Source organism: Kosakonia sp. AG348 (assembly GCF_003337365.1).
Classification (GTDB): Bacteria; Pseudomonadota; Gammaproteobacteria; order Enterobacterales; family Enterobacteriaceae; genus Kosakonia.
In genome coordinates this window covers 111,850-125,418 of the sequence record NZ_QPJR01000007.1, presented here as the reverse complement: position 1 = coordinate 125,418, position 13,569 = coordinate 111,850, and the positions used below count along the sequence as shown (strand labels likewise).

Genomic DNA, 13,569 nt, shown 5'->3' with positions numbered 1-13,569 from the left:
AGCCATTTAAAGGAGTAAATGATGAACAAAGAAAACCGTAAACATCAATGGTCGCACGGTGCGGATATGGTGGTGGCACAACTGGAAGCGCAGGGAGTGAAACATGTGTTTGGCATTCCTGGTGCCAAAATTGACAAAGTGTTTGATTCGCTTCTTGATTCAACCATTCAAACTATTCCGGTGCGCCACGAAGCGAACGCGGCATTTATGGCGGCGGCGGTCGGGCGTATCACCGGTAAAGCTGGCGTCGCGCTGGTCACTTCCGGCCCCGGCTGTTCCAATTTGATTACCGGTATGGCGACCGCCAACAGCGAAGGCGACCCGGTGGTGGCGCTGGGCGGCGCGGTGAAACGCGCGGATAAAGCCAAGCTGGTGCACCAGAGCATGGACACGGTGGCGATGTTTAACCCCGTCACTAAATATGCGGTAGAAATAACCTCCTCCGACGCGATTGCCGAAGTGGTCTCCAATGCATTTCGCGCCGCCGAGCAGGGGCGGCCGGGCAGCGCGTTTGTCAGTCTGCCGCAAGATATTGCCGACCAACCGGCGAGCGGCACTATCTTGCCCGCCAGCGGTGTGCCGCAGTTAGGTGCCGCGCCGGATGCGGCGATTGACGAGGTGGCGAAACTTATCGCGCAGGCGCAAAACCCGGTGTTTTTGCTCGGGTTGATGGCAAGCCGTGAAGAGAATATTTCGGCGCTGCATCAGTTGCTGGAAAAAAGCCATATTCCGGTTACCAGCACGTATCAGGCGGCAGGCGCGGTTAATCAGCAACATTTCACCCGTTTTGCCGGACGCGTGGGGTTATTTAATAACCAGGCCGGGGATCGGCTGCTGCACCTGGCGGATCTGATTATCTGTATTGGTTACAGCCCGGTGGAATATGAGCCATCAATGTGGAACACCGGTGACGCGAAACTGGTCCATATCGATGTGCTTCCTGCTTATGAAGAACGCAATTACGTGCCGGATTGCGAACTGGTTGGCGACATTGCCAGCACGCTCGACAAACTGGCCGCGAAAATCGAAAAACCGCTGATCCTCACGCCGCGCGCCTCAGAAATCCTGATTGAGCGCCGCAACCAGCGGGAACTACTCAGCCGTAAGGGCGCACAGCTCTGCCAGTTCGCTATTCACCCGCTGCGTATTGTGCGGGCGATGCAGGACATCGTGAATAACGACGTCACGCTGACCGTCGATATGGGCAGTTTCCATATCTGGATTGCGCGCTATCTCTATAGCTTCCGCGCCCGTCAGGTGATGATTTCCAACGGTCAGCAAACCATGGGCGTTGCGCTGCCATGGGCGATTGGCGCCTGGCTGGTCAACCCGGGGCGCAAAGTGGTGTCGGTTTCCGGCGATGGTGGCTTTTTACAATCGAGCATGGAGCTGGAAACCGCTGTGCGCCTCGGGGCGAATGTGCTGCATATCATCTGGGTCGATAACGCCTACAACATGGTGGCCATTCAGGAAGAGAAAAAATACCAGCGCCTTTCTGGCGTTAATTTTGGTCCGGTCGATTTTAAAGCCTATGCCGAAGCGTTTGGCGCTAAAGGGTTCGCGGTCGAAAGCACGGCAGAACTGGAACCCACGCTACGTGCGGCAATGGATACGGACGGCCCGGCGGTGGTCGCCATCCCGGTTGATTACAGCGATAACCCTCTGCTGATGGGCCAGCTCAATCTTAGCCAGATTCTTTGAAAACCAAGGAGATATGATGAAAAAAGTTGCATTCGTGACCGGAGCGGGTCAGGGAATTGGTAAAGCCATTGCGTTGCGTCTGGCGAAAGATGGCTTTGCCGTCGCTGTTGCCGATTACAACGCCGCAACGGCAAAAGCGGTGGCTGACGAAATTAATAGCAGCAATGGCAGCGCGATTGCGGTGACGGTGGATGTCTCTGACCGCGACAAAGTGTTTGCGGCGGTAGAGGAGGCCAGAACCAAACTGAACGGGTTTGACGTGATTGTGAATAACGCCGGTGTTGCGCCTTCGACACCGATTGAGTCCATCACGCCAGAAGTGGTGGATAAGGTTTATAACATCAACGTAAAAGGCGTGATTTGGGGTATCCAGGCAGCGGTAAAAGCCTTCAAAGCGGAAAAACACGGCGGCAAAATTATCAACGCCTGTTCACAAGCCGGGCATGTCGGCAACCCGGAACTGGCCGTGTACAGTTCCAGCAAGTTCGCCGTACGGGGGCTCACGCAAACCGCCGCGCGGGATCTCGCGCCGCTTGGCATTACCGTTAATGGCTACTGCCCGGGCATCGTGAAAACACCGATGTGGGCGGAGATTGACCGCCAGGTCTCGGAAGCGGCCGGTAAACCGTTGGGGTATGGCACGGAGGAGTTTGCCAAACGCATTACGCTTGGGCGTCTTTCGGAACCAGAAGACGTTGCCGCCTGCGTCTCGTACCTCGCCGGGCCGGATTCCGACTATATGACCGGTCAATCTTTGCTGATCGATGGCGGTATGGTCTTTAACTAATTTTTATGGCTCGGACACAGCCTTGCCCTTGCGAAAACGCAGGGGCTTTTTTGTTGATGAAAGCCATTCTCATCTCCACACTGTTGTGATAAGTTGCATGTAAAATGCATGTTATGGTGAGGAGAGTCCGATGGCCGACAGTGATAAAGCAGGGCATACCTTTTTGGCGAGCCTCGGGAAAACGCGTTTGCGCCCCGGCGGGGTGGAAGCAACCGAATGGTTGTTTAACCAGGTACCGCTAAATGAGCAGAGCCGGGTGCTGGAAGTCGCCTGCAATATGGGCACCACCTCGATTGAACTGGTACAGCGTTTTGGCTGTATGGTCGACGCCATCGACATGGATAAAAACGCGCTCGCACAGGCGCGGCAAAATGTGATTTCTGCCGGTCTCGACAACTCTATACATCTTAGCGAAGCCAATGCGAATAAGCTGCCGTTCGACGATAACACCTTTGATGTGGTGATTAACGAAGCAATGCTGACCATGTATGTGGACAAAGCGAAAGCAAAACTCATCAGCGAATATTATCGCGTGCTGAAACCCGGCGGCCGTTTATTGACGCACGACATTATGTTTATGCGCAGCGGGCTGGCGACAGATAACCAGTCACAACTGGAGCAGGTCGTGAAATCGAATGTCAGCCCGCTGACAGAAGCGGCATGGAAAACATTGTTTATCGACAATGGTTTTGCCGCGGTAGATACGCGCCACGGGGCAATGTCGTTGATGTCGCCCGTTGGGCTGATCCGTGATGAAGGTTTCGCGCGTACGCTGCGCATAGTTTTTAATGGCTTACGGACACGTGATAACCGGATGCGTTTTCTCGGCATGTTCCGCTTTTTCCGCGCAAATCGCCGCCAGTTAAACTACATTGCCTGCTGTTCGCGCAAGGCGTAACACCTCAGCTTTTGCGTGCCGTCCAGCCATGGATCAGCAGCGACTGGAAAAAGCGCTGTGGCGGGGTAAAACCAGCCTGTTCAATCAGTGCTTCCGTGGTTTCTGCGGGCAACAGCAGCAGGCGCTGCGACAGTTGCGCTTTGATTTCCGCCATATCGCGTGGTGCCTGGCTGGCGGTTTCGTGCATGGATGTCCACACTTCGAGCTGTTCATCAAACGCCGGGCTGTGCATGTCTCCGGCGATTTCTGCCGTGATCACACGTCCACCGTGTTTTAACTGGCTCGCCATTTGTGAATAGATGCCATCGCGCTGCGGATGTTGAATAAAGTGAGTCACCAGCAGACAGAGTACCGCATCATAATCGCCGCTGGCGGGAAGCTCATTAAGATAACCTTCATGTAATGTGCAGCGGTCGGCAATGCCCGCCTGGTCGAGCTTTTGCTGGCAGACTGCGAGCATATCCGGTGAGGGATCAATGCCGGTAAAGCGCCATTGTGGATGGTGCTGCGCAAGGCGGATGATTTCGCTGCCGGTGCCGACACCAACACAGAGAATTCGCGCTTGATGCGGCATTTTTTTCAGCAACAAAGAGATAAGCAGGTGCAGATTATTGGCAATTTCGCCCAGCCGCTCGTTGTAAGCATCGTACTGGCGCGAGAATTCGCTGTTAAAAATGTCGTTCGTATTCTGCGCCACGTTATCTCCGGGATAGCTGTCTATCATGTAACTTAAAATATTACATGAAATGGGATTGCGCAAGCCAAATGCGTTTTTCGGCAAACCAGTGCAAAAATGATCGTTTTGGTTATGGCGCGCTTTGCGTTTAACTGAGCTCGTCAACCTTTGCTGGAGAACGCGCTGATGAAGACATTGCTGCAACAGTGGCTTAATCGCCTTACCCCGACGCTGCCATTACAGACAGAAGAGGGGGAATATGACTCGGGGCGCCATGTTGCGCTGCTGATCCCGTTCGGCCTGCTTTATGGTCTTGATTATCATCCTTCTGTATGGATTTACGATGAAAAATGAGCGCTTTCACCTGGTGATGCGCTATAGCTACTGGAATGAACTGTGCGCTGAAGCGTAAAACCCGCCTGATATCAGACGGGTTTTTTGTTTGCGCTGCGCAGGATTTTCGTCACTTCACAAGTGTATTTTTTTAACTGTTCTTTCGATCCCATTTCTCACTTTTTTAGAATTTGCGAAGGCGATTTTTTCTGGCTTATGCCTGAGGTCACATTTTCGACAATTCAACTTGTATGGTAGTAGACATAAATTCCCCAAGGGATATAACGTGAAGACTGCGATGTTTTCCGGTGGCAACAGGCGGCCGTTATTAGCGGAGCCGTTCTGGCACAAATAATTCTCTGTGGAGTTTTTATGTCCATGATAAATAAAGAACATTTACAGCCTGAGAGGCTTATAAAGCTGAGCAGTTGCGGGGGGTGGCTATGACCCGTAAAAACAGAAAAGTGACGATTCCTGTCAGCATTGGTTATGGCATGACAGACATAATGGGCGGTGGCGCTTTTACGGTAATTGGTGCCTGGCTGCTATTTTATTACACCACCTTTGTCGGTTTATCACCGATTCAGGCAGCGTCCATTGTCGCGATTGCAAGGATTGTTGATGCTATCGTGAGCCTGTTTATGGGCAGTTTTACCGATCATTTTTATAAGAACTTTTTAGGCAAGAAATTTGGCCGCCGCCGTTTCTTTTTGCTTATCGGCGCGCCGCTGATGCTGGTTTATATTTTGTTATGGCTTAATGGCATGAATTTTTGGTTTTATCTCGCCGTTTACCTGGCGTTTGAAATTATTGCTGCCATGGTCTTAATCCCGTGGGAAACATTGCCCTCGGAAATGACCAAAGATTTTAACGATCGCACCAAGCTTTCCACTTGCCGCATGTTTCTTTCTGCGTCCGGCACGTTTCTCGCGACCTTTATTCCCGGTGTGCTAATCGGCTGGCTGGGCGAAAAAAACGCCGATGCTTATTTGATTAACGGTGTGGTCTTTGCTGTGTTGTTTATGGTCTGTGTATTTATTTCCTGGAAAGTAAGCTGGGAGCGCGAAATAATACCAGAAATGATGCAGGAGATGGAGAAAAAACGTCAAACTGGCAATGCGGCGCAAACACTTACCGGCGTGATTAAGTTATTTAAGGATTATGCCTCGACGCTGAAAATTCGTGCGTTCCGCAAGCATCTGGCTATTTATCTTTTCTCTTTCACGGCGAAAGACATTTATAACACGGTGTTTGTCTTTTTCTGTGTCTATTGTTTGCATGTCTCGTCTTCTCTGGCAGGAACCTTGCTGTCAATGAGCATCGTCGGGCTGCCGGTAACGCTCGCCGCGGGCTTCGCCATTATTAAATATGGCCCATCCCGGCTTTATGTTTTTGCCTACAGCATGATGTTGCTGTGCCTGGGCGGTTTCTTCCTGGTGTATCAATTCCCCCCGGAAAACAAAGTGGTGCTGCTGGTGATCCTTGCCGGGCTTTACCAGGTTGGGCGCTGCGTTCTGGAATTCACGCCGTGGAACGTGTTCCCGTTTATTCCGGACATTGACGAAATGGTTACGCGTCAACGCCGCGAAGGGCTGTTTGCTGCCGTGATGACGTTTTCACGTAAAACTACGGTAGCAATTGCAACCTTTGCCGTGGGGTTACTATTGCAGAGCGGCGGTTTTGTGAAAGGCAGTCTGCAACAGCCTCAGGAAGCAATCACTACCATTGTGATGCTGCTGTTTATCGGCACCGCCGGGCTTCTGCTGGTGGCAATGTGGCAAGCGCTGACCTTCCATCTCAATAAGCGCACGCACCGTATTTTTGTCGATGAACTTGACCGCCTGAAAGCTAACGGAAATAAACAGAGTGTGACGCCTGAAGCACGTAAAGTTGTCGAAGATTTGACAGGTTACCGTTACGACACGCTTTGGACTGATGCAACAGTAGACGGTGAGGTGATATCCACTGCCGGATTAAGTAAAAGTTATATGCCGAAATAAGATTAATTTTTCGCTATATATTGTGCTGATGTCTTTAAAAACGGATTGGCTATTTTTCAAAGTCATTCATTGATGAAGCAATATCGTTTTGAGTCAGCGGAAAATTCTCGGTGCGGGTAATTTAGTGGGTAGAAAAAATAACTTACATAATGTTGCATATCTGTCATATGAGGGCTGCGGTTTTCGTGTTTAATAGCCGTGGCTACTGTAACTCAGTGCGTTCCTTCAGAGCGCGCAGAGTTGCAAATTTTAACCGTTAGGTTAATTCATCTTTATAAGGTTTGCTTAGACCTCCCGATTGCGATCCGGAGGTCTTTTTTTGCTTGTTGTGCCGCCTTTTTTTATTTTTCACCGTTGACACAAAATTGTCACAAATTCGCTCTATGCTGCCGTGGCTCTTAATATTATTCAAAAATTTAATCACTATTTCGATTCGGAGAGACTATGGCAATGCTTAATGCGTCAGTTCGCCTGATGGCTGCTGCTCTTGCACTTTCTACGACTACTGTTTTCGCGGCAACGAATGTGACGGGTGCTGGTGGTACTTTCCCGGCGCCTGTGTATGCAAAATGGGCAGCTGAATACCAGAAACAGACAGGATCTCAGGTGAACTACCAGGGGATCGGTTCTTCCGGTGGCATCAAACAGATTATTGCGAAAACCGTGGATTTCGGCGCTTCCGATGCCCCGATGAGTGATGATGATCTGGCGAAAAATGGCCTGTTTCAGTTCCCGACCGTCATTGGCGGCGTGGTGCTGGCGGTTAATATCCCTGGCGTAAAATCCGGCGAACTGACGCTGGACGGTAAAACGCTGGGCGATATCTATCTGGGCAACGTTAAAAAGTGGAACGACCCGGAAATCACCAAACTGAACCCGAAAGTCAAACTGCCGGATACGAATATTAACGTGGTGCGCCGCGCAGATGGTTCCGGCACCTCTTTTGTTTTCACCAGCTATTTATCAAAAGTGAATGCTGACTGGGCAAGCAAAGTGGGTAAAGGCTCAACGGTGAACTGGCCGGTTGGCTTAGGCGGCAAAGGTAACGATGGTGTTGCCGCGTTTGTGCAGCGTCTGCCGGGCTCCATTGGCTATGTTGAATACGCCTACGCTAAGCAGAACAACCTGACCTGGACAAAGCTGTTTGACGCCGATGGCAAAGTGGTTGAGCCGTCGCAGCAGAGTTTCAGCAACAGTGCCAAAGGGGCAGACTGGAGCAAATCGTTCGCTCAGGATCTCACTTTCCAGAAAGGCAAAGATGCATGGCCGATTTCGTCCACTACCTTTATCCTGGTGTATAAAAAACAGGATGATGCAGCGAAAGGCGCCGAAGTGCTGAAATTCTTCGACTGGTCTTACAAAAATGGCAACACCATCGCCAGCGATCTGGATTACGCGCCGCTGCCGGATTCCGTTACCGCTCAGGTTCGCGCTGCATGGAAAGCCAATGTACAGGACGCTTCTGGTAAACCGCTGTTCTAATCTCACTATCTCTTAAAAATAAACCCGGTACGCTACCGGGTTTTTTTTATTAGCCCGCAGCTATTTTCTTACGTAACGTTGTTTATTTTATTAAGTTAATCGATGAAGAGTTGTATTAAGGAGGTTATTAATATTGACGTTTCTTATATTGGCTTAAAAGACAGTTCTGTATCGATATTTCCATTCTCTTAATGCTTTTAAAAATATTCTAAATGATGCGCGTTGAATGTTTATTTATCACCCGACACGCTAGCTGAATCCTCTGATTTTGAAGTGTCGTGTATTGTTCTGGTTCTCAACCCCTGTTATTTTCTCACGCGGCCTTGTTTTATTCCCCTGCTTGCGGGTACTGTTCTATTCAATCCTGATGCTTTTGCTTTCACAGGCTTTATAGAAATTCAGATTTCTTGCGAGGTGCCAGGTTTCCACTTTTATTCCGAACTGGTATCCATAGTGTTGTTTACCGGTGAATTTGTTCGAATAAATAAAATACAATCCTGGTTCATGAAGCAAGGTCGAGAACGTTTTATTTCAAATTGGTTCTGAAAGTTAATTAAAGGGAAGCAAAAGCGTGATTAATACGGAAAAGAAAGTTCAACGCCTTGTGAGAACTCAGTTGGCCCCGTTGACGGTAGTAATGATATTGGCATTACCTGCTGCTGCGCATTCCGCTGGTTTAAATATGAAAAATGGCACGCTATATAATGCGAATGGCGTGCCGGTCGTGGATATTAATAAGCCTAACAGCAATGGCCTGTCACATAATGTCTGGGACAACCTGAACGTCGATAAAAACGGTGTTATTTTTAATAACAGCGGTTCAGCATCCAATACAGTATTGGGCGGCACCATCCAGGGTAACAGCAATCTGACATCCGGGTCGGCAAAAGTTATTCTCAATGAAGTCACCTCTAAAAATGCATCGACGATCAACGGCATGATGGAAGTGGCGGGCGATAAAGCCGCGTTGATTATCGCCAACCCTAATGGCATTACGGTTAATGGTGGCGGTACGATCAATACCGATAAACTCACACTGACCACCGGCACGCCAGATATTCAGAACGACAAACTTGCGGGTTATTCCGTAAACGGCGGCACCGTTACTATCAGTAAACTGGATAACGCCAGTCCAACTGAAATTCTGTCACGCAATGTAGTGCTAAGCGGGAAAGTTACCGCTGACGAACTGAATATTGTTGCGGGTAATAACTACGTTAATACAGACGGCCAGGTGACCGGCACTGTCACTGCGTCAGGTTCACGTAACAGCTATAGCGTTGACGTTGCGCAAGTTGGCGGTATGTACGCGAACAAAATTAATCTTATCAGTACCGAAAGCGGCGTCGGTGTGCGTAATCAGGGGGTTATTGCCGGTGGTACTGGCGGCATCAGCATTGATGCCAATGGCCAGCTACTGAACAGTAATGCGCAGATTCAATCGATCGGTTCAACAAAGATTAATACCAACGGCAAGTTGGATAACACTACGGGCGTTATTACTTCTGCTGGTGCTATTTATCTCGATACCAATAAGAACGCAATTGTTAATGCCCGTTCAGGTACGATTTCCACTACGGCAGATATCTACGTTAATAGCGGCGCATTTGATAACACCAACGGCAAAATTGCCGCCAGCGGTATGCTGGCCGTCGATACCAATAACAATACCTTTACCAATGCCGGTAAAGGGAACAATGTCGGCATTGAAGCGGGGATTGTCACCTTAAAAACGGGTACGTTAAATAACAGTAACGGCCAGATACATGGTGGCTATCTGGGGCTGGATACCGGCGCGATTAACAACAATAGCGGTATTCTGGAAACATCAGGCGACATGGATATTGCCAGCCTTGGCAACATCGATAACAACAAAGGTTTAATCCGCTCTGCTGGCGGCCATATCAAAATCGCTGCTGGTGGCGCGGTTAACAACAGTAGCACCAAAACAGCGGATACCGTCAGTTCCGACTCCTTAGGCATCGCGGGCGATACCAGTGTGGAGATCAATGCTAATAGCATCAATAACAGCGGTGGTCAGATCGCATCAAATGGCGATGTTTCGCTAAACAGCAAGGGGCTGGTCAATAACGATTCCGGCAATCTTCTTTCCAATAGCAAAGTGATTGTGAAGGGCGACTCCTATCGTAATGACTACGGTGGCATCGGCGGCAAGAAAGGCGTGGAGGTCTCGGTCAACGGTAACCTGAGCAACTATGTTGGCGTTGTGAGTGCGGAAGAAGGTGATATCTCACTGAGTGCGAACGCGGTAGATACTCACGGCGGTTTCATGTTGGGGCAAAATATCGCCATCGACGCAAAATCCGGAGTAAACGCCACCCGCTCACTGGTATTAGCCAGTAAAAAACTGACCATCCATGCAGGCGGGAATGTTGATAACCGCGATGGTAATAGCTTTGGCAATGACTTTGGCGTCTATTTCGGCATGCCGCAACAGATCGGTGGCTTGATCGGTAAAGGCGGCGTTGAGATTTCCGGGCAGAATATTTACAACAACAACAGCCGCATCATTGCAGAAAATGGGGCAATGAGCCTGCAGGCGAAAGGGAACATTGATAACACGCGTGCGCTGATGGTCAGCGGGGCTGATACCGCCATTAAAACTGGCGGGGCTTTCTACAATAACTACGCAACGATTTACAGTGGAGGCAACCTCACACTCGATACCGTTTCCCTGGAAAACTACAGCAACGGTACGCTTATCGATAATAACGCCACAGGTTTTATCACCTCAGATAAAGATATTACGCTTAATGTCGACAACAATTTCACTAACTACGGCTGGATCAGTGGTAAAGGCGCAGTGGCGCTGAATGTTGTGAAAGGGGCGTTTTATAACCGCAATACCATTGCCGCTGATAAGTCACTCGCGATCAAGGCCCTGAACGGTATCGAGAACGTTAAAGATATCTCCGCAGGTGGCAGCCTGACGCTGGATTCGCAGCGTCATGTGACAAATAACAACAACAGCAATATGGTCGGTAACGGGATAACGATTAACGCGGTAAACGATATTAATAACCGCGGTAATATTGTTAGCGATGGCGATATTAGCGTTGTGACCAAAGGTAATCTGTATAACTATCTCTATATGCTGGGTGCTGGTGATATTTCTATTACCGCAAACAACGTCACCAACAATAATTCTCTTATTGAGGCAGGAGGTGATCTGACAATTACCTCGAATAGTAATGTAGGTAATAACCGCGGTACGCTGCGTTCCCTGACGGGCGATGTAAATGTGACGGCAAAAGGAACGGTTGATAACTATAGCGGTAAGATTATCTCTGCTGGCGATGTCGGAATTAGCGGGAACTGGTTACGTAATGATTATGGACAGATTGCTGGCGGTACAGATATTGACCTTATCATGGCGGGCAATTTCGATAACTACCGGGGTTCGGTAACCTCGTTGGTGGGGGATATCAAGCTGGTTGCTAACTCGGTGGATAATAACAACGGGTTAATCGCAGGTGAAAACATCTCCATTGATTCCCGATCAAGTGTCTATAACAACACGGCGCTGATTGCGGCAAATAAGTCACTCACCATCAATGCGGCCGGCAGTATCGAAAACCGTGATGGCAATAACTTTGGCCGTAGCAACAGTGAGTATTTCGGCGTAGCGAGTGATGTGGGCGGTATGGTTGGTAAAGCTGGAATGTCGCTTTCCGGGCAGAACATCTACAACAACAACAGCAGCATGATTGCCGAAAATGGTCCGTTGAGTCTGTTGTCCAGAGGAACGTTTGATAATACCCGAGCGATGCTAATGAGTGGCGCCAATGCCCTGATTAAGGTCGCCGGTACTTTCTACAATAACTATGCGATGACCTACAGTGCAGGCAATCTTGATATCAGCGCCGCTTCGCTGCAAAACTACAGCAACGGTAAGCTGGAAGATGGAACAGCGACAGGCGTTATCGCTTCGGATAAGAACCTGAACCTGAGCGTGGATAACAGCACCACCAACTATGGCTGGATCAGCGGTAAAGGCGATGTGAATTTCAGCGTGCTGAAAGGTGTGCTGTATAACCGCAACACCATCGCCGCTGATCACGCGCTGGCGATTAATGCCCTGAACGGTATCGAGAACTTCAAAGATATCCTGGCGGGAACCAGCCTTACCCTCACTACCCAACGGCATGTTACCAACAACAGCAACAGTAATATGCTTGGGCAAAGCATTGGGATTAATGCGGTAAACGATATTAATAACCGAGGCAATATTGTCAGCGATTATGCATTAACCGTGAAAACAGACGGTAACGTTTATAACTATCTCAATATGCTGAGTTATGGCACCGCGAAAGTGACCGCAAGTAAAGTCACCAACAGCGGTAAAGACGCGGTTCTGGGCGGTTTTTACGGCCTTGATCTCGAACCGAATACGCTCACCAATACCGGCACCATTGTGGGTCTGTAAGTCGCAACAAAAGGCAGCGGCAATCGCTGCTGCCTTTCCTGATTTGATACCCGGCCACTGCCTTACGCGATCAGCGTAATCACACGATTTTCCCCGATAAGATACAGACCAGTAAACTGGCATCCTTGTCTGCGCTCAGGCGTCAGCGGCTGCGTTAGCTCAAGGGTAATGCTATGTGCCGAAGTATCGATACGATAGATTCGCGCCGCTTCAAAACCGAAAAAAAATTTCACCTCAGGATAGAGCGCCTTAAACAGACTCTCTTTGGCGGAAAACAGTATCAGCAACGCCGTTTCATACGCTAAGCCACAGGCGGCAAGTAATCGCCGTTCCTCAGGGCTGGTGAACATCTCCGCCGTCTCCCTCATGGTCTTTGCGTCGAACATTTCAATATCAATGCCTGGCGTTAAGCCTGCGTTACGGGGCGCAATAATCGCAATAGCGTGACCACTGGTATGAGAAAGGCTGCCGCACCAGCCCGCAGGCCAGACGGGCTCCCGGCCTGAAGACGTACCCACATGACCATCACAGCCAGCATTTTGTAATAATTGTCCGGCGGCATAGCGAGCCGCAAGGTACTCCGCGCGCCGTTTTACTACCGCTTTATCAAGCACCGAAGGAAAAGGGATGCCATATTCGCTAAAAAGGGCATCCCGGTAAGAGGCCGCGTCGAATGTGACCTTACAGTAAGCTATTGCAGGGAATTGCGTGATGCACCCAGTTTCTGACTGCATCACGAAAGCAGAAGAGGAATGACGTAGTTGTGGGGTAAACATATTTATCTATCATTAAGTTAACGAGTAAGTACATCGGTAAACATGTTGTCAGCAAACGCAATCAGTGTACCGCAGGTGGTGTCGTCGTCACCTATTTCTTTCGTAACAAGAGTGCGATGGTGGGGAATCATCTTGAGGAAATCACACTATTACCATTCATCAACATCAAGGCTTTCTTTTATATTGTGGTTTATCTATCCATTACATGAATAATTGTGCGGAATAATAAAATAAACTCTTCTCGGAATTTTTCGTTGCAGTGATAAACGTAAATGTGAAACGGTTTTTTTGTCAAATTAAAAATAATAACATCTTTATTATCAAGCGTATGGTGCTGTATATATCAATGAAGTGCTGTCAAGGTGATATATTTTCTTGCCATAAAGACGCAAAAGGTATTTATTATTGTTAACTGCAAGGGTTATTACTCGCTACAGATCGTTTAATCTCAAGGGAATAACGCCATGAG

At 49.1% G+C, this 13,569-nt stretch carries 9 protein-coding genes; 7 read left to right on the top strand and 2 right to left on the bottom strand.

Going from position 1 to position 13,569, the window contains the following annotated elements:
- Positions 1–21: 21 nt before the first annotated feature.
- From alsS to DFO56_RS17335, 3 genes are all read left to right on the top strand, one after another.
- On the top strand, positions 22–1,701 hold the full coding sequence (gene alsS / locus DFO56_RS17345) for an acetolactate synthase AlsS (protein WP_020455227.1): 1,680 nt from the start codon (positions 22–24) through the stop codon (positions 1,699–1,701).
- Between the two features lie 16 nt (positions 1,702–1,717).
- Complete coding sequence (locus DFO56_RS17340; protein WP_020455226.1) at positions 1,718–2,488, top strand: (S)-acetoin forming diacetyl reductase; 771 nt, start codon at positions 1,718–1,720, stop codon at positions 2,486–2,488.
- 130 nt (positions 2,489–2,618) lie between these two features.
- Complete coding sequence (locus tag DFO56_RS17335) at positions 2,619–3,386, top strand: class I SAM-dependent methyltransferase (protein WP_045512194.1); 768 nt, start codon at positions 2,619–2,621, stop codon at positions 3,384–3,386.
- Between the two features lie 4 nt (positions 3,387–3,390).
- Here the strand turns inward: DFO56_RS17335 and DFO56_RS17330 are convergent, their stop codons facing one another.
- The gene (locus DFO56_RS17330) at positions 3,391–4,083 is read right to left on the bottom strand and encodes a class I SAM-dependent methyltransferase (protein ID WP_082071792.1); all 693 of its coding nucleotides are present in this window, start codon (positions 4,081–4,083) and stop codon (positions 3,391–3,393) included.
- Between the two features lie 165 nt (positions 4,084–4,248).
- Between DFO56_RS17330 and DFO56_RS24835 the strand changes: the two genes are divergently transcribed.
- The 4 genes from DFO56_RS24835 to DFO56_RS17315 all read left to right on the top strand — a co-directional run bounded on the left by DFO56_RS24835 (position 4,249) and on the right by DFO56_RS17315 (position 12,324).
- Positions 4,249–4,416, top strand: a complete 168-nt coding sequence (locus DFO56_RS24835) for a hypothetical protein (RefSeq protein ID WP_020455223.1) — start codon at positions 4,249–4,251, stop codon at positions 4,414–4,416.
- 422 nt (positions 4,417–4,838) lie between these two features.
- The gene (locus DFO56_RS17325) at positions 4,839–6,395 is read left to right on the top strand and encodes an MFS transporter (protein WP_045512197.1); all 1,557 of its coding nucleotides are present in this window, start codon (positions 4,839–4,841) and stop codon (positions 6,393–6,395) included.
- 450 nt (positions 6,396–6,845) lie between these two features.
- Positions 6,846–7,877, top strand: a complete 1,032-nt coding sequence (gene pstS / locus DFO56_RS17320) for a phosphate ABC transporter substrate-binding protein PstS (RefSeq protein WP_370447820.1) — start codon at positions 6,846–6,848, stop codon at positions 7,875–7,877.
- 682 nt (positions 7,878–8,559) lie between these two features.
- Positions 8,560–12,324, top strand: coding sequence for a filamentous hemagglutinin N-terminal domain-containing protein (locus tag DFO56_RS17315; RefSeq protein WP_045512200.1), 3,765 nt, complete (start codon positions 8,560–8,562; stop codon positions 12,322–12,324).
- A gap of 62 nt (positions 12,325–12,386) precedes the next feature.
- Here DFO56_RS17315 and DFO56_RS17310 read toward each other — a convergent pair whose 3' ends face one another.
- Positions 12,387–13,100 carry a 4'-phosphopantetheinyl transferase gene (locus DFO56_RS17310; protein WP_045512203.1) on the bottom strand — a complete coding sequence of 238 codons (714 nt, stop codon included), beginning with the start codon at positions 13,098–13,100 and terminating at the stop codon, positions 12,387–12,389.
- Positions 13,101–13,569: the final 469 nt, after the last annotated feature.